The sequence below is a fragment of the Photobacterium sp. DNB22_13_2 genome (assembly GCF_052873915.1).
On the sequence record NZ_JBNNXU010000006.1, the window covers coordinates 206,959 to 225,222 of the forward strand.

13 protein-coding genes and 1 tRNA gene are annotated in these 18,264 nt (G+C 47.3%); 4 read left to right on the plus strand and 10 right to left on the minus strand.

Features of this window, described 5'->3' with window-relative positions:
- Positions 1 to 168 precede the first annotated feature (168 nt).
- A complete protein-coding gene (locus ACVA58_RS11540) occupies positions 169 to 1,893 on the plus strand; it encodes a sodium:solute symporter family transporter (protein WP_446510590.1) in 1,725 nt (574 codons plus the stop codon).
- Positions 1,894 to 2,055: 162 nt separating this feature from the next.
- On the opposite strand, the gene ACVA58_RS11545 is transcribed toward ACVA58_RS11540, so the two are convergent.
- The 6 genes from ACVA58_RS11545 to ACVA58_RS11570 form a co-directional block, all read right to left on the minus strand.
- Positions 2,056 to 2,691, minus strand: a complete 636-nt coding sequence (locus ACVA58_RS11545; RefSeq protein WP_446510591.1) for a LysE family translocator — start codon at positions 2,689 to 2,691, stop codon at positions 2,056 to 2,058.
- A gap of 283 nt (positions 2,692 to 2,974) precedes the next feature.
- Positions 2,975 to 3,706, minus strand: coding sequence for a glutathione peroxidase (locus tag ACVA58_RS11550; RefSeq protein ID WP_446510592.1), 732 nt, complete (start codon positions 3,704 to 3,706; stop codon positions 2,975 to 2,977).
- Positions 3,707 to 4,220: 514 nt separating this feature from the next.
- Positions 4,221 to 5,054, minus strand: coding sequence for a hypothetical protein (locus ACVA58_RS11555; protein WP_446510593.1), 834 nt, complete (start codon positions 5,052 to 5,054; stop codon positions 4,221 to 4,223).
- Positions 5,055 to 5,483: 429 nt separating this feature from the next.
- Positions 5,484 to 5,574 (minus strand) — tRNA-Ser (locus ACVA58_RS11560).
- 105 nt (positions 5,575 to 5,679) lie between these two features.
- Positions 5,680 to 6,873 (minus strand): mannose-6-phosphate isomerase, class I, encoded by a 1,194-nt coding sequence (gene manA, locus ACVA58_RS11565; protein ID WP_446510594.1) that lies wholly within the window; start codon positions 6,871 to 6,873, stop codon positions 5,680 to 5,682.
- 312 nt (positions 6,874 to 7,185) lie between these two features.
- Positions 7,186 to 9,090: a PTS fructose transporter subunit IIABC gene (locus tag ACVA58_RS11570; protein ID WP_446510595.1), complete on the minus strand. Its 1,905-nt coding sequence runs from the start codon at positions 9,088 to 9,090 to the stop codon at positions 7,186 to 7,188.
- 412 nt (positions 9,091 to 9,502) lie between these two features.
- Here ACVA58_RS11570 and ACVA58_RS11575 point away from each other — a divergent pair, with 412 nt between their 5' ends.
- A complete protein-coding gene (locus ACVA58_RS11575; RefSeq protein WP_446510596.1) occupies positions 9,503 to 10,348 on the plus strand; it encodes a helix-turn-helix transcriptional regulator in 846 nt (281 codons plus the stop codon).
- A gap of 24 nt (positions 10,349 to 10,372) precedes the next feature.
- On the opposite strand, the gene ACVA58_RS11580 is transcribed toward ACVA58_RS11575, so the two are convergent.
- Positions 10,373 to 11,164, minus strand: coding sequence for a PTS sugar transporter subunit IIA (locus ACVA58_RS11580; RefSeq protein ID WP_446510597.1), 792 nt, complete (start codon positions 11,162 to 11,164; stop codon positions 10,373 to 10,375).
- Positions 11,165 to 11,198: 34 nt separating this feature from the next.
- Positions 11,199 to 11,501, minus strand: a complete 303-nt coding sequence (locus tag ACVA58_RS11585) for a PTS fructose transporter subunit IIB (protein ID WP_446510598.1) — start codon at positions 11,499 to 11,501, stop codon at positions 11,199 to 11,201.
- Between the two features lie 227 nt (positions 11,502 to 11,728).
- Here ACVA58_RS11585 and ACVA58_RS11590 point away from each other — a divergent pair, with 227 nt between their 5' ends.
- On the plus strand, positions 11,729 to 12,451 hold the full coding sequence (locus ACVA58_RS11590) for a YebC/PmpR family DNA-binding transcriptional regulator (RefSeq protein WP_446510599.1): 723 nt from the start codon (positions 11,729 to 11,731) through the stop codon (positions 12,449 to 12,451).
- A gap of 69 nt (positions 12,452 to 12,520) precedes the next feature.
- On the opposite strand, the gene ACVA58_RS11595 is transcribed toward ACVA58_RS11590, so the two are convergent.
- Both ACVA58_RS11595 and ACVA58_RS11600 read right to left on the minus strand, forming a co-directional pair.
- The gene (locus ACVA58_RS11595; protein WP_446510600.1) at positions 12,521 to 13,291 is read right to left on the minus strand and encodes an ABC transporter permease; all 771 of its coding nucleotides are present in this window, start codon (positions 13,289 to 13,291) and stop codon (positions 12,521 to 12,523) included.
- Positions 13,284 to 13,925, minus strand: coding sequence for an ABC transporter ATP-binding protein (locus ACVA58_RS11600; protein WP_446510601.1), 642 nt, complete (start codon positions 13,923 to 13,925; stop codon positions 13,284 to 13,286). The genes ACVA58_RS11595 and ACVA58_RS11600 overlap by 8 nt, the downstream gene beginning before the upstream one ends.
- 271 nt (positions 13,926 to 14,196) lie before the next feature.
- Between ACVA58_RS11600 and ACVA58_RS11605 the strand changes: the two genes are divergently transcribed.
- Positions 14,197 to 18,162 carry an AsmA family protein gene (locus ACVA58_RS11605; protein ID WP_446510602.1) on the plus strand — a complete coding sequence of 1,322 codons (3,966 nt, stop codon included), beginning with the start codon at positions 14,197 to 14,199 and terminating at the stop codon, positions 18,160 to 18,162.
- The last annotated feature ends 102 nt before the right edge of the window (positions 18,163 to 18,264 follow it).

Sequence of the window (18,264 nt, forward strand, 5' to 3'; positions counted from 1 at the left end):
AAGAAAATCCGTTAAAGTGAAACTTAAACATTTCTATAAATCACACCAAAGCCGAACATAAATATGCCCGAGCACTATGAATCCATCATGAATTTGAATCAACAAACTAAAAAAAGTAAAATGTTATTTCAATTATTACAGCGTAATTACTCTTCTAGCAGGTACCGTGTGACATATCTAGACTGGGCCATGCTGGCCCTATACTTTGCTTTTATCGTCAAAGTGACCCAAGCTTTTCGGCATAAAGCGACCAACGCCAACGGTTTTATCAGCGGTGGCGGAGCCATGACCTGGTGGATGGCAGGCGCTACAGCATTCATGACCCAGTTTTCCGCCTGGACCTTTACTGGCGCTGCGGCGAAAGCGTATGCCGATGGACTCAGTGTCATGTTCGTGTTCTGGGGGAATGCTCTCGGTTTCTTTATCTCGGCGCTGTACTTTGCCAGACGCTATCGCCGTTTGCGTGTTGCTACCGCGATGGATGTGATCAAACTGCGGTTTAACAAAGCCTCTGAACAAACCTTTACCTGGCTGAGCTTTCCTATAACGCTGATCGGTGCCGGTATTTGGCTTAATGGACTAGGGGCATTCTTGTCTGCAACGTTCGGGATAAGCATCGAACTAACCATCATCGGCATCAGTCTGTTGGTCACCTTCATCGCTATCTCAGGCGGGGTTTGGACAGTTTCTGCGACCAATGTCATTCAACTCGTTCTGCTCATTACTATTACCATGGTTGTTGGTATGACTGCTGCAAGTGAAGTAGCAGTACTTCCTGTCGAATCGTTATCTCACACCATCATGGGCGAAGGCATCGCTGCATGGCAGATCTTTGTATTGTGGATCGGTGCCATGCTCTTGAGCCAAACCCTCAATACCAACAATGCCCTCAGCAGCTACCGCTTCCTAATCACCAGTAACGAAAAAGAAGCGACCCGTGCCGCAACCTTGGCTGGAGTCCTGTTCTTATTCGCTCCTCTGCTATGGTTTTCGCCACCTTGGTTTGTTGCCTCACTGGATATCAACCTGATAGACAGTTATCCAAATCTAGGAGCCGGTGCTGATAATGCCGCTTACCTCTATTACATCGATCACTATATGCCAAGCGGTTTACTCGGCCTCGTCATGGTCGCCATGCTAGCAGCTACCGTTTCCCCAATGACAACAGCGCTTAACCGTAATGCGGGCATCGTGGTAAATAACATCTACCTTTCCCTTATCAACCCACAAGGAACGGACCGGCAACAAATGCTGCTGGGCAAGTGGGCAACCTTACTAACTGGCGTTATGGCTTGTGCCGTGGCACTTTTCTTTTCCCGGCTAGAAGGTTACAGCCTGTTCGATATCATGATGTTGTTTACCGCCATGATCCAGATGCCACTATCAATCCCGTCTTTCTTGGCGCTGCTCAACCTCCGAACTCCGGGTTGGTCTGGTTGGGCAACAGTACTGGTTGGCCTCGTTGTATCCTTCACCGTCCATTTTGGCTTTAATGCCGAATGGCTTGCCGCTCTGTTCGACTATACATTGACGGGCCGTGAACAGGTTGACCTGAAAATTGCCGCTACCTTTATATCCCACGTAATCTTCACTGGCGGCTTCTTTATGCTGACACCTTGGCTATCAAGAACGAAAAAAGATACCAGTGAGATCCGCCGCCGCTTGGACACACCAATGAGTATTGAGGAGCAAAGCCCGATTGATCATACCAATGGGATGTTTATGGGACGTGCCTTGGCAGTGCTGGGGATGTTTGTCAGCTTGATTGCTATTTCTGCCGATACATGGCGAGATGCCGCAATTTTCCTAGGGATAGGAGGCATGATTTTGATCTGTGGTTCTGCATTGGCCTATCAATCGAACCGGCTACATAAACTCGCCACGTCGGTGTAGACAATTACTCTCAGCCATCAAAAGACACAGGTTGGTATTGTGGATCATGTTACTTTCTCAATAACCTGATCCACAAATCGGCGAATATTCAGGGCCTTTTTATTGCCAATTTTCTTTTTTAGATGTAAGTACGGCAACAGCGTTACGGCGATTAGGTTACTGTTAGTTTTGTGTTGAAGCCAGCAGCCTCACGCCAAACAACCCGAATAAGCTTGCAGCTAGCCGATTAAGCCATTTGCGAACAGACTGGTTCGCCGACAGCTTGTAACTCATTGAAGAAGAAGCCCATGCAATAAAATGACACCATAGCATCCCGGTAAAATTGAATACCAAGCCCAGGACAAGAAAAGCAAGGGCCTTATTATCGCTCGATTCAGAGATGAATTGCGGCATAAACGAGAGAAAGAAAATAGCAACCTTAGGATTAAATACGTTCGTGATTAACCCTTGAGTATAGATACTTTTTAATGATGCTTTCTGGGGTTGAGCAATTTGGGGTTTCCGATGACTATTGCTCTCTCTGATCATACCGATAGCCATATACATCAGATATACCCCACCGACAACTTTCACTATTGTAAATGCCATCGCCGACGTCGATAAAATTGCCGATAAGCCTAATGCCGCCGCGATAACATGGACTAAGATTCCGGTACCTATACCAAGCGCTGCAGCCGAACCCGCCCTGAAGCCCTGACTAGCCCCTCGGCTCGCAATTAAAATAGAATCAGGCCCAGGCATCATGTTAAGTACAACACCTGATACAACAAACAGCCACAGATTTTCTATCCCAAACAAGGCAGCAACTCCCTATGCGCTGTAATACAAACATTGATTCAGTATCGATGGTCCGGACAACCAAAGCAAGAGCACGCTTCGCAAGGCACTAAATCGATCTTTTACAAGAGCTAAAAGCTCGGGAAGCGTGGTGAAATCTTCTCAAATAAAACTAACGAGCAATCCCAAAATCAATTGTTCTGAACGAGTCTGATAAAACAGGCGTTGACCAACATTGATGGTATGAAAAGCAAAAAGCCAAGTATGAACGTCCATACTTGGCTTTTTGTTTAATTGCGTGTTGTTACTTCGCTAGGAAAACTTCTAGTTCTTCGCTGCCACCGATATGCTTACCGCCGATGAATACCTGAGGTACCGTGCTACGACCTGAGATGGCGCGCAGGCTAACCGTTGTTGCATCTTTACCAAGGACAACTTCTTCATAGTTAAGACCTTTGTCGATCAGATTCTGCTTCGCTTTGGTACAGAACGGGCAACCAGGCTTAGTAAATACCGTGATTGATTCTTGTAATTTTTGCTCTGGAGCGATGTACTTCAGCATAGTGTCAGCATCAGAAACGTTGAACGGGTCGCCTGGCTCATCGTTTTCGATAAACATCTTCACTACCACGCCATCTTTAACTAGCATGCTATAGCGCCATGAACGGTCACCAAAACCAAGGTCATTTTTTGCAACAAGCATACCCATACCCTTCGAGAACTCACCGTTACCGTCTGGGATGAAAGTGATGTTTTCTGCTTCTTGGTTATCTTTCCATGCGTTCATTACAAAGGTATCGTTAACAGAGACACATAGGATGTCATCAACACCGTGCTCAGCAAATACTGAAGCTAACTCGTTGTAGCGAGGCAGGTGGCTAGAAGAGCAGGTCGGGGTGAATGCGCCCGGCAATGAAAAGACAATAACGGTTTTGTTTGCAAATAATTCTTCAGTCGTGACATCTACCCACTGATCACCCTGACGAGTGTGGAATGTTACCTGAGGGACTGCTTGGCCTTCTTTGGATTCGAACATAATTATTTCCCTTAAATTTTGATAATTCGCTGATGCAACTGGAGTTTAATAATCATTTCTCCCTGTTGATGAGTTCATTATCCCATTTTAAGAAATAAGGTCACGCTGATTACACTTATTGTTTCGATAGATAAAATCTATCAAAAATTATCAAGTTTACTGCAAACCCTTCGAACTTGGCGGAGCTTTCGGGGTATAGAGGATTTGAACTCAAGGCCCCAGATGCCAAAAAGCCCAACATTTCTGTTGGGCTTTTTCTGTATTTGGCGAGGGCGATTGGGACAAGGATGGGGACTGGGCATTTGAGTTACAAATACCTTAATCACCTCACCACATGATTCGAATGAGCCCTACAATCGAATTATTTAGTGGAGTGAATAGCTTCACTTTTAATGTCAGTGTTTGTGGTGACAATATATAGGTGATGCTAAAAGGGAGATTGTTGTTGCTTTTCAGTTGATATCAATCTTCCCGATTTAGCAATTAATATTTAAATATAACCGCTAGCTTAAAACTATGGTTCAATATTCAACGAATCAAATGGTTGACCAGCAGGGTTTTGCTTACTGTACATATTGCGCAACACACGCTCTGCATTTTTATTGAATGCTGCACCGTCACCGAATCCGTCAAAGTGATTAATCATACCAAGTGCGTGCGCTAGCTCATGCAAACTTACTTCATTACTTGCGACTGTTGTGCAATTTGGGTCTGGGTTTGAGCTATCTAGGTTTATCCATGCATAACCACTGCCCCACTTTGTCTGCTCTATGCCATAGTTACTGTCTATTGAATAAGAGACTAGTTGATTCAAGTTTGGTCCACTCGAAACCGTCCCTGAGCTACAACTCCCTGCTGACGTTCCTTGGCTCCAGATAAATCCCCAGTCAGTAGGAACACCTGAGTAGTCAATCTCAAAGAATGGGTCATCAATATCTATTTCAAGTGAAATAACCCCTTTTCTATCAAACATTTGATATCCAATGATCTCTTCTGCTTTGTTTAAGGCATACTCAAAGCGAGGATCTTTAGAATCCAAATAATAAACAGGTATTAATTCACCATTATCTCTAAATCGAGTCAGATTAGGGTACTCTGGTGACGGACTACCATCTGCAAAACAATACATCGAAGTACAGTAATTATCTTGAAAATCCTGTGAAACAAGTACACCCCAAGAACCATAAACATTCTGAGAACATGGAGTGCCTTCTGCTAGGTTAGTGCACTGAATGAGTGCTGAAACTTCACTATCTGATAGGTTTTTATCTGATGGTGTGCTTTCCTTATCACCACTACAACCATACATTGCGATAGAGCCTAAAAATAGGAAGGCTATCTTGTTCATTTCTGTCCCTTTAAATATATATGGCGAACACCTAATGATTTGATATTAACCATGAAGGTATAAAATTTGATGCATACTAATTTGTGTCACACTACGATACAAACAAAATTATGTAACTATATGTTTGTTTAGTGTTTTTCCAAAAGTTGGACAGTTTAATAGTTGGACGATGCTTGAACAGCAAGCCATGGGCGAACTGTCGTCAAACCATTATTGAGCGATCTACGGCTTCAGAACGATTTTTCGTGTGGAGAGAGAATCGGATTTCACTTGGATAGCCAAAACTTTTAGTCGGGCAGGTAAGCTGATTCTGGAGTAATAATTCGAGCTTCGCTCGACTGAACCCAGTCTAGGTTTATTCTCCCTATCCCTTTCATTGCCAAGCGGCAGATGTAAAAAAGCCAGCAATTAAGCTGGCTTCTTCTAATTTGGCGGAGAGATAGGGATTTGAACCCTAGATACGCTACAAACGTATGCCGGTTTTCAAGACCGGTGCTTTCAACCACTCAGCCATCTCTCCTTTGTGCGGCATATAATACGGGCTCACCAGATTAGTGTAAAGTGCTTTTCAACCCTCACTGACCAACTGAACAACAAGCCCGCACCTTGCTTGAATATAAAACAACTAGTTGTAAGCTCGGGCAAATTTGCCTTCCGAGCTTGCTAGGTACGTACCCGCATTGGCTGGAATGAAGACCGACTCACCTTTAGCAATGGTCAATGTTTCACCGTCAGTGTGAGCAACGGTCAATGACGCATCGACCGCTAATAGGATTTCAGCACTGTTAGTGTGTAGCTCAACATTATTCGCCTGCTGATACACGCTAAACTTGAAATCTGGGACCGGAATTGGGTAGTGCTCTACGCCATTTTCAGTCTGCGGTGCCATCAAAAGACTATCGAATGGGATCGGCACACAGCGGGTACAAGAAACCAGCTCAGGCACATCCATATACTTTGGCGTCAAACCTGCTCGCAACACATTGTCAGAGTTCGCCATGATCTCCAAGCCAGTACCTTTCAGGTAAGCATGAGGAGTACATGCATACAAGAACATTGACTCACCAGGCTGCAAGGTCAGGGTGTTCAACATTAGCGGAGCAAATAGACCGATATCGCCAGGATATTGCTCTGCCAAATCGAGGATCAACGCAAACAATTCCTCGCCTTTATGCGCTTCAGCAAATACCAATAGCTTGGCAACACTGCTGTCTTTTACTTCACCATCCAGAGACAACATTGCTTCAAAGAAACGCTCAAGGCCCTGCTCGCTTTGGTTCGCTTCCAGCTCTTCTACCAGTGAATGGATTTCTTCAATTTCTAGCGTGCGGAAAAAAGAAACAATTTCTGAAAACTCACGGAAACCATTCATTGCTTGGTAAGGCGTTAAAGCGTAAACCAGTTCTGGCTTGTGATTTGGATCTTTATAGTTGCGGTTACCAGCATTACGAGGTACGCCCAGCTCTTCTTCTTTGGCAAAACCGTCTTCAGCCTGTGCTTTACTCGGGTGAACTTGAATAGACAGCGCTTTTTCAGCGGCAAGCACTTTAAACAAGTATGGCAGTTCACCGAATGTCGCAGCTGTATCTGCGCCAATCAGCGTTGCTTGATCAGCGTCAATAAACTCTGATAACAGGGTAGGTTTGCCATCGACTTCAATTTGCGAGCAACCATTCTGATGGGCACCCATCCAGATTTCCGCTTGAGGTTTACCTTCTGGGTTTTCAATGCCAAACAATTGGCCAATCGATGTTGTGCTGCCCCATGCATAGTCTTGAATCACATTATGCATACGATAAAAACGAGGGGAAGAAGTCATAGCTTTCCTTATTTCTAATGCAGATTTCATTAAGGCCCCAACTCAGTGTTTGAGACGCTAATGAAATCTGATTAACGCTCTATGTTATTTGCATACCAGCAGCGCATACTACCAAAATACACAAGCAATGAGAGGCTTTTCATTACATTTTATCGATTATTCCATGGTTAATCAGGCTAACCACTTTCAACCAATAACAACCAGCCCAAAGCCCCTAATTATGTGCGTCTAAGCCAAAAAGCTCCCTCATTATAAGGGAGCCTTAAGGACGCAGTAACTCAGGTATTACCGTGCTCAGCAATTGCTAGGGGGTTAAGCAACAGCTGCTTTTTGTTGCGCTTTGCCCTGACGCATTTTTTTCAGTGATACCGCCACCAGCGCAGTAACTACCGCACCAGCCGCCATGCACGCTAGTGCAAGAACCGGTTTGTTCATTGCACCCAGAAGAGCCACAACCGGACCACCGTGAGCAACACTGTTGGTGATACCGAACGAGAAGGCCATTACTGCTGCAACCATCGAACCCAGTACGTTAGCAGGGATAACCGACATCGGGTCTTGCGCCGCGAACGGAATCGCCCCTTCCGATATACCCACCAAGCCCATTGCGCCAGATGCTTTACCAGCTTCAATTTCAGACTCTTCAAAGATATTAAACTTACGGCCGATGACTGTCGCTAATGCCATACCAAGAGGAGCAACAGGGATAGCACACGCCATCGCACCCATAAACTGTGTCTGACCGCTGGCAATCATGCCGACAGAGAACAGGAATGCAACCTTGTTGAATGGGCCACCCATATCGAAGCCAGCCATACCACCTAGTACGATACCCAGCAGTACAACGTTACCCGTACTCATGCTAGTTAGCATTGCATTCAAGCCATCCATCAAACTCGCAATCGGCGCGCCGATAACGAAGATGAACAAGCTCGAGATGAACAAGCTACCGGTAATAGGTGCAATCATGATTGGCACCAGCGGTTGAATGAACTTGTGGTAGTTGCGGGTGACAATGAACTTAACGAAATAACCAACCAATAGACCGGCAACAATCGCACCGATGAAGCCAGTACCGGCTTCTGCGCCATAGAACGAGCCGTTGTTGGCAATCCAGCCACCGATCAAGCCCGGAGCCAGTGCAGGACGGTCAGCAATAGCATAAGCGATGTAACCGGCAAGGATTGGGATCATCAGGGTAAAGGCAACGACACCAACATCCAGTACCTTATTCCACATGCTGCCATCAGGAATGGCCATTCCCGCTTCAGTCGGTTGGCCACCAATAGCCAGTGCAAGTGCAATCAACAAACCACCGGTCACAACGAACGGGATCATGTGCGATACACCGTTCATCAGGTAGCGATACAGATCAGAACGAGCTTGGGTAACTTTACTTTCTTTCTCTGCTGGCGCATCGTCTGCAGAGGTTTGGTACTGAGGCGCTGCCAGTGCTTGGCCAATCAGGCCCTTGGCATCTTTGATCGGTGCTTTAACGCCGGTTTTAATTAAACGCTTGCCAGCAAAGCGAGCCATGTCGACTTGCTTGTCACAGCTGACAATAATGGCTTCTGCACGTTCGATATCTTCGGCTGTCGGGCTGTTCTTCACCCCGATAGAACCATTGGTTTCTACTTTGATTTCATAGCCAAGCTCTTTGGCGCCCTTCTCAAGCGCTTCCGCTGCTAGGTAGGTATGCGCAACACCCGCAGGACAGCCGGTAACGCCGATAAGGAAGCCATTTTCTGCCGCAGGTCCATCTTCTGTTTCTGTTTTTTCCAGCAGCAGAGCTAATGCATCTTTTTCAGATTTAGCCGCGAGGAATGCCTCGATAAAACCGTCTTCAATTAGTTTAGAGGAAAGCTCAGCCAGTACTTCGATATGGTGGTTTGCGCCGCCGTCTGGCGAGGCAATCATGAAAAAGAGTTTAGAAGGAAGACCGTCTTCGGCACCGTATTCAATACCACTGCGGCTAACACCAATAGCAACAGCCGGCTCGCTCACCGCCGCACTCTTGGCATGCGGCAATGCAACACCATCTTCAAAACCGGTATTACCCAGCTCTTCACGGGCGTGAATATCCACCAAAAACTGTTGCTTGTCGCTGACTCGACCCTGCTTGTGCAGAATGTCGATCATTTCAACAAACACCTCTTCTTTAGTCGTTGCCTTAAGGTTAAGACAAATCAACTGCTCATTAATCAAGTTTGTGATCATGAGTGTTCCCCCTTTTAATTATTTATATCGGCATACTGTTTGCCGTTGGGGATATTTTCGGCTTTTTAGCACACCTCTTATAGTGTACCAGAGGGGCATTTACTGGATATTTGTAACATCTATGATTTTGTGTGATCGGACTCTCACAATAAAATATTATGAATAAGCCGCATAGAACAACAATGTATTCGTTTAAAAACAACAGTTTAATATCGTTATTTTATTCATAAATACTAAGTAGTAATAAAGATAAATGAATACACGCTAGACTTAAGTAACACGATTTTTCGGTTCAATAGAAAGAATTTAAGTGATCAAGTTCACGGTATTTGGCCGAGAACAAGGACAATAGAGACAAGGACAAAAGATAATACCCGTTCAACGTACCCTCCACCCAAGGCCGATTTGTAGCATGAGCCAAGTCTTCCACCATTTACTCGAAACCCTACTTGCCGAGCGAGAGCACTTCAATCGCATCTGGTTTGCCGGTGATCATGTCACTCCGCCTCCATTTAGCTATCAAGTCAACTTCCCCCGGTTAGAGATGGTGATCAGTGGTGAGTACCTCAATGAACTGGAAGATCCTGATCATGGTATTACCGAAGTCAAAATCATGGCTGGCGATGCCTTATATATTCCGCCCAACAGCTGGAACAAACCTAACTGGGATACTGACTGCTCGGTACTGAGTCTGCTATTTGGTAAGCGGCAACTCGGATTCAGCTTGGTCAGTAAGGCCAAGGGACAAGCCAATTTTTACGACATCCAAAAGCACAGTATCCAAACTCGAACGGGCTTTGCCATTGACCATATTCTTGCCGCACTCAATGCGCTGGCTAAGGAGCCTCTGCAAAAGCCAATGGACGAGCACCTATTACAAGCATTGATGAGCTACTGCCAGCAAATGCTCGCAGCTCCCAGCAACGCCAACAAAAAACGCAGTGACGATCTTTATCAGGGGATATGTATCTACATTCAGGAAAACTTCCACCGCCCGATCACACGCGACTCGATTGCTAAACGATTCAACATCACGCCCAACCACCTATCACGCCTGTTTCGCCAACAGGGACATATGCGAATGGCGGATTACATCACTTGGGTGAGGATCGAACGGGCTAAGTTCATGCTCAAGAAATACACCTTCCGTTTGAGCGAGGTATCAATCCGTTGTGGCTTTCAGGATGTGAATTACTTCTATCGGGTATTCAAAAATAAAACCGGGATGACCCCATCGGACTACCGTGGAAGAGATTAACGCGGAAGGAACTAGCGTGGAGAATCACCGAAATGGCAGTGACAGGCTATCGAGCACAACCGCCCTCAACACTTCTGGTCGAGCATTTTCCGTTAATAACTGACAAAAATCAGGTTCAAGCAACCGCTTAGAAAATGAAGAAAAAGCCAGCAAATACTCTCGTTGAGGAGGTGCAGGAAGTACCAAACCAACGACACAGGTTACAGGTCCCCGTTTTGAGCCCCACTCTATCGGCTGCTCTAATGGTGCTAAGACGAGAGTAGGAACCTCGACATCGGGGGTTAATATATGTGGTAGGGCGACACCACTCCCCATCGCCGTTGAAGATATCGCCTCTCTTGCTTGCATTTGCTCTAACAAACGGTTGGCTTTAGTGGGCTGATTGGGCGCGCATTGGTGACTAACTTGCGTCAATATATCCGTTTTATCAAGCGAGCTCACTGTGAATTGGGACAGCTGCGGTAAATGGCTCAGCTCATAGTCAAAGGGTAAGACAATGTTCCCTTTTTCTTCTACTTGGCTGAGGTGGCGATGGCCGGTACAGACCAAATAACAATGCTCGGAGACAAAGTCAGTCAATACCATACAGGCTAACTCCGCATCCGAACCTTCAATCATCAGTTGGCACAGATCACCGGGCATCGAACCCAAGCTCATCATTCGCATCGCTTGTTCGGCGTTGGCCATTCTGAGCTGAGAAATATTGTGTATCACCACGACCGAGCGGAAATACCCCGCCAAGGTTTTTAACCGGTTCAGTTTCCAGGCAGGTAGCCCTTCACCATCTAAGGTAAAGGTGATGCGTCGTTCAATCATCGTTCGCGCCCATCGATCATATCTCTTACTGGAATCAAAGCTCTTTACAGCGACTAATCACGCCAGCTGGATCGGTAAGCACCTCTTCAATCGTCACACAGTGGATCTTACTGCCAGTAAAGCGTGCGCGGTGCTCAATCTCGATATCAGAAGCAATCAATACCACATCAGCTCGGCCTATATCCTGAAAACTCAGCTGGTTTTCAATGCCCATAGCGCCTTGGGTCTCTACCATCATCTGTACACCAAGCTGCTGAGCAGCCTTAGTCAATTCAGAGGCAGCCATATAGGTATGGGCAATTCCGGTCGGGCAAGCGGTAACAGCAACAATTTTCATGAGTCTTTGGTCTCTATATTTCTTTATATCTCTTGTTTGCTTTGTACCGTTTTCAACGCTAATAATCTAGCAAGTAAGAGAAGATTGGCCCCAAATTCAAAACAGAAATTGATCTACTCCAGCAATCCCCACCCTAATAACACTATAACCCCTAGCCAGACCGCCTCGGTTGCTGATAAAATCCGCCTCCAAAAGAAATCCCAAATATCAAAAAGAGAGTGATTCCTATGGGACGCAGTTTCGAAGTCCGTAAAGCCTCGATGGCGAAAACGCAGGGCGCTAAAATCAAAGTTTATTCAAAATACGGTAAAGAAATTTACGTTATTGCGAAAAACGGTGGTATCGACCCTGACACTAACCTTTCCCTTAAACGCATGATCGAGAAAGCTAAAAAAGATCAGGTGCCTAGCCATGTTATCGAAAAAGCGATCGACAAGGCAAAAGGCGGCGGCGGTGAAGATTTCGCAACTGCTCGCTATGAAGGTTTTGGTCCAGGTAACACCATGGTGATCGTTGACTGTCTAACCGACAACAACAACCGTACGTTCATGGACGTTCGTCAGGCTTTCGTTAAGAACAGTGCGAAAATCGGTGGCCCAGGTACTGTTGGTCACATGTTCGAGCACCAAGCTGTATTCCAGTTCAACGGTGACGACGAGGAAGCAGTACTTGAGAACCTGATGATGGAAGATGCTGACGTATCTGACATCGAGTGTGAAGACGGCGTAATCACTGTATTTGCCCCACACACTGAGTTCTTCAAGATTAAAAATGCGCTAGCGGCAACCATGCCTGAAGTAGCGTTAGACGTTGAGGAAATTTCTTTCGTTCCGCAAACCATGACTGAAGTGTCTGGCGAAGATGTAGCGAAATTCGAGAAGTTCCTTGATGCACTAAACGATTGTGAAGACGTGCAGAACGTTTACCACAACGCAGAAATCGCAGAATAAATCTTTATTCGCACAAAAACAGCCGGTATCGCCGGCTGTTTTTTTATCTGCAGTTTCTATACAAAAATCTCAATATTTCAATTGTCCATAACGATTAAAGGCCGAGCGGCTAGCGACCGTCAGCGTGGTCGTTACCGATAGAGTGGCTGAGATAAATATCGCGACCATAATCACCAACTGGTACTTCACTGCCAGTAACGGCTCGGTACCACCAAGGATCTGGCCTGTCATCATCCCTGGCAAGCTGACAATACCCAAAGTTGTCATTGACGCTAGCTGCGGCGCCAGTGCCGCTTTTACCGCTGTACGAATAAACGGTTGTTCCGGTTTCGGTGCGCCCATCGCCAAGTAAAATTGATACTCATCCTGCTTATCCTTCAAACTGCTGTACCAGCGTTCCAAAGCCAGCACATTAGCGGCCAGGCAATTACCAAGTAGCATCCCCGCTACTGGGATAAGATACTGTGCCTGCCACCAAGGTTCCGCCTGAATCACACCAGCCAATAACAGAGGTAGCACCACCAGCATCGCAATAAGATGGCCGCTAAATACCGCCGGTAATACCGATTTTGGTGGCACTCCCGCCCGGCGGCAAATGCTGAAGCCGGCCACAATCACCATTACCGATAACCACAGGGTATTGAGCCACGGATTTTGAAAGGAAAATAGCGTCTGTAGGTAAATACCCACTATCGATAATTGCAGCGTCATTCGTAATACAGCTGAGATCAACGTCTTACTGAGGCCGAACTCCCAACGGTGGAATAGTCCAAGAGGAATTAGAAACAGCAGGTAAAACCCGGCCAACGCCCAGTTACTGATCACCAAGGTTTCACTCATTGGCCCCTCCCATTTGGTGCTGAAGTTGCGCCGAACTCATCCAAACCGGATCGTGGGAAACGGAGATCACCGTCAGTGACCGCTTGGCAATCAGCGCGATCACTTTATCTCGACTGGCAGCATCAAGCGCCGACGTCGGTTCGTCCATCAACCATAACGTGCGTTCCATCAAAAGCGCACGAGCAATGGCTAGCCGTTGTTTCTCACCACCAGATAATTTATCGGTTGGTTGTTCAAGCGTATGGGTGATCCCTAAGGAAGCCAGTACACCCAAGCAGCGTTCGTGTGAGGGCTCTGGAAGGGAAAGGGCTTTAAGATGCCAAGGCAGCATCATCGCCTGTAATATCGTTTCCCCGCCCATCACAGCTTGCTGCGGCAAGTAACAAAACTGTTGGCGCCACCAGGACAGGTTATCTTCTTTAACAGTGATTTGTTGCCAGTGGATATCGCCGCATGAAGAGGGGCGTAAACCGGCAATGACCTGCAGCAGACTTGATTTACCGCAGCCAGACGGACCACTGATCGCCAAATGCTGTCCCGGTTGCAGACTCACTGTCAGGTGAGATTCTTGATCGGTTTCAAAGCCCGATCCCAGCAGTTTGGCGGCGAATATTTCTGTAGGTTGCTCTGTCATACACTACTCCAATCTTGCCGTGAGTTTACTTCCCTCCTCGGCATGATTCAAACCGTTGGAAATCATCTTTCACATTAATTGAATTAATGGTTTTATACGCTGTAAATATCCAGACATAACCGTCAATGGTGTGTAAATTCCCCTCCCCTCTAATGCCTACTAAACCCATTTCATGGTATGGTTGAAGCTATTAATAAAACAACATCCAAAATAGTGCACAGGCCATTCTTGCTGTGCTTTTTCTTTTGTCTTTCGCCTTCTTGCAATCATTATGCGCCCAAAAAAAAACAACCATGCTGCTAATGCGCAGCCCGAGTCGCCAACAGCCACTACTAGCCCAGCGACACCGACAAAAGCGATAACGTCGCCATTGAAGAAAATCAGTAAGTGGGTAGGACTTGGTTTACTCACTCCCACAGCGATTATCACCGCAGCCCTTGCCGTAGGAATCCAAGTTGACTTAACGCCTTATCGAGACGATATCAACCAGTGGCTGACCACTAACCTTGACCGAGAGACCCGTATCGACGGGGAAATGGGGCTGGTATTATCATTCCGTCCTGAGGTTCACCTTGAAGGTGTACACATCGACAATATCGATGCCTTTGAGTGGCAACCGATGCTTACCTCAGGCAAGATCAACGCTAAAGTGGCAATACTCCCGCTCCTCAAAGGGACATTGGCCGTTGACTACCTTGAGCTCGACAATATCAACCTGCATCTTGCCAAAGCCCATGATGGGCAGGCAAATTGGTTGCTTGGGGCGCAAACGTCAGTATCAAGCATCGCTGATAATGCTGATGAGGATAACCCTGCCAATAACGATTCTGCATTTAAGTTAGCACTTACTGATCGTGTCAGTGCCAACAACTTATCCGTGGTATTCGAAGACCAAAGCCAAGGACAGTATTTCGACTGGTATCTCGACGCCCTCAACCTTAGTCAGCTTGGCAATGAGTGGGAATTTACCGCCAAGGGAGCGATGATTGGCCAACCATATGATATTCAGCTAACTGGCGATCTCGAGCAACTCATCAACCAGCAAACCGGTAAGGTGAAAGCCAGAGGCTCGTTTGCTGGGGCAGAGCTGAATATTGATGCTGATGCATCGGATATGGTCAATGCCGATATCAGCCTGCAATGGCAAGATACCGGACCTATTGAAGCCCTGTTCGGATTCGATGCTAAGCATGTGGCTCCATTGACGATTTCCACTCACGTTAATGCCAACGCCAACACTATCAAGATCAGCGACCTCGTTATCGACAGCCCGATCACTCATGGCGCAGGCTATTTGGATATAGAGCTTGGCGAGCATAATGTCATTGATGGCGAATTGAATATCCCATTGATTGACCTACGTCCTTGGCTCCAGCCAGAACCCCAGCCAATGATGCGTGCTTTTGCAGCCCCTCCTCAACAGTCACCTTTACAACGAGCCCTTGAGCAATGGCTGAAAAAAACTACGACCCGGGTCGATCTTTCCATTGATGAGATCAAAGGGTTGGGCACGCCGGTTGAACATCTATCCCTGTCGGTAAACGGCAAAGCCGGAGTGTTATCAGCACCGATGACCGCTGATATTGCCGAGGTGCCTTTTCGCGGCAAGGCTTCACTCGACGCTACAGGTTGGGTGTCCAACTTGGATATCAGGCTGGGTGCCGAACAGTCGCCTTTAGGCGAAATGGCCCACTGGATCACAGGTATCCCTTATTCACGCGGTCATTTGGATCGTGCAGAGCTCGCCGTTACGACCAACGGCACCAAGCTCAGTGAGTGGTTAGAGCGCGCCGAGCTGTCCCTAGCCATCGACAAAGCATTGGTCGAATGGGGTAGCGAAGCCAACTTCAGCATTGACCAAGCTAGGCTCAATGCCGGTATTAATCGTCAGTTCACATCCGATATCCAAGGCCAATTGATGGGCATACCCGCCCATATCCAAGCCCAAGCGGGTACTTTACAAGATATTATGATGGGCAGGGACTGGCCAACCACCCTGACCTTTGACTCTCCGGCGATTTCTGTCGAGGCCAAGGGGCTTCTGAAGCATACCCGCTGGGAGGAAGGCAGCTGGTTTGATCTTAAGATCAACAGTGATAATGCCAGCCTACTCAATCCTTGGCTGGGTACCCAAACCAATATATCCGGCAACATCAATATTGATGGCAAACTTAACTACCAAAATGGCTGGATCGACCTCTCAATGCCAGATCTCGCCTTGCTAGAGAGCTACGGTGATGTCACCTTGCGCTGGCAACCGGACCAACAGCGTCCTTTCCTAGTGATGGATGCCCAGTTTTCGCAATTGGATTTCACCCAGTTTGGCCAGTTCATCAATGATGACGAACTACCACAGGTCGAGCAAACCGTGCCGACCCAAGGGGTAAACTTGGATGTACCGTTGCTGGGTAGCGAAATGGTGATTGCCGATGCCGATCTCAACTTCCGTGCCGACAAACTAAAATGGGCTGATCAGCAACTAGATAACTTATCCTTCAGCGGCCAGGTCCGTGATGGCAATATGAACAAAGCGCCAATCAGTGCCAGCTTTGCGGGCAGTACCTACAAAGGTGATCTGAGCTTAGGTATCAATGCTGCCAATATTGATGCAGAGCTTAACCTTGCCGTAAACCAACCGGATATAGGGGCTATCCTGAGCCGATTCGATGTTACTGATGACTTTGATATGCGCTTGGATCATGCCAAGCTGGCTGTCTCTCTGTCAGGGCGATCCATTCTAGAATTGATGGAACATACCGAGGTTGATGCGGCGTTGGTTGGTGGCCACGCCAATATCGCCGATAGCTACACCGGCAAAGCGCTGACAGTTAAGTTGGATCAAGGCCGGTTTGTGACCGGACCAGACACAGCTACTCGCCTAACGATTAACGGAATGGCCGCAGGCAAAGCAGCGTCATTCAAACTATCATCGATTTCCCTCAAGGAAGCCAATGATGGCCGCTCGACACTACCGGTATCACTGGCTGCCAACGTAGGTGACATGCGGTTTGACGCCAGCTCCAATCTCAGCCTGCCGATTGACCCGCAAGCACTCAACCTCACCTTTGAAGTGTTTACGCCCAACCTCGATAGACTCGAAGCCTTTAGCGATATTGACCTACCACCTTATGGGCCAATCACTCTGGCTGCTAGCCTATCGATGGATAACAAGGGCTACCACCTCAACGACATGAAGGTACAAGTCAACGACAGTCAACTAACCGGTAAAGGCGCTTGGCTACCACCACTCAAGGCAGAGCAACGCCCTCGCCTCGAACTGGCTTTCCGTGCGCCATTTATCCAGCTCAACGACTTCAAGGTTGGCGACTGGCAGGCATGGGAAAAAGAAAGCACAACGGACACCGACCAAACCATTGATGACAAACAGAATACGGCGTTGATCAGTACCGATGGTCTGGACATGCTTAATGCCAACTTCTCGCTGGATGTCGATGAAGTGCGTTCCGGTGAAGACTGGCTAGGCGCAGGTCAATTGCACTGGGCGCTTGAAAACGGCGTGTTCAACCTCAAACCGATGACTATCCAGCTGCCGGGCGGTAATGTCGAGATGGCAAGCCAGATCAAAGCCCAGGGTGATATGTTTGATATCCAGCTAAACGGCCATATCGAGAATTTCGACTACGGGGTTCTCGCCCGCCGTCTGGCACCGGAAAGCGGCATGTATGGCAATATTTCAACCCAGTTCAACCTAACCAGTTTGGCTAATTCGCCAGATAGCCTGATGAATAACGCCAACGGTTTTATCGGCTTTGCCGCATGGCCGCAAGAGTTTGAGTCGGACTTGATCGACCTATGGGCGGTAAGCCTGACCGATGCGATCATTCCAAACTTTACCAACAACGACCCATCGGTACTCAATTGTGTTGCTGCGGGGTTAGATATCAAGCAAGGCACAATGAGCCAACGCGACTTGCTGCTGGATACGACGCGTATTCAGGTCAATGGCAAGTTCGATGCCAGCTATGCCGACAGAGACTTTGCCCTGTACCTGCGCCCCCAGTCGAAACGGGCGCAAATTTTCAGCCTGCAAACGCCGGTAGAGGTCTTTGGCAAGTTTGAAGATTTCGACTTCTCAATACCATTATCCGCCATTATGGAGACCTCGGTTCGTTTCACCACCAGCCCTGTAGTCTCGCCACTGCGCTGGTTGGTTGAAAAGCCGATTGCTCAAGATGGTAGCCAGCAATGTGAATTGATCTGGCAGGGGCAGAGCTGAGGCTAACCAACACTAATCATTGACCCTTAAATAAAAACAAAGCCGCCAGCGCTATTATCTTTAGAGATAGACAGCACTGGCGGCTTTTTATATCAAACAGTT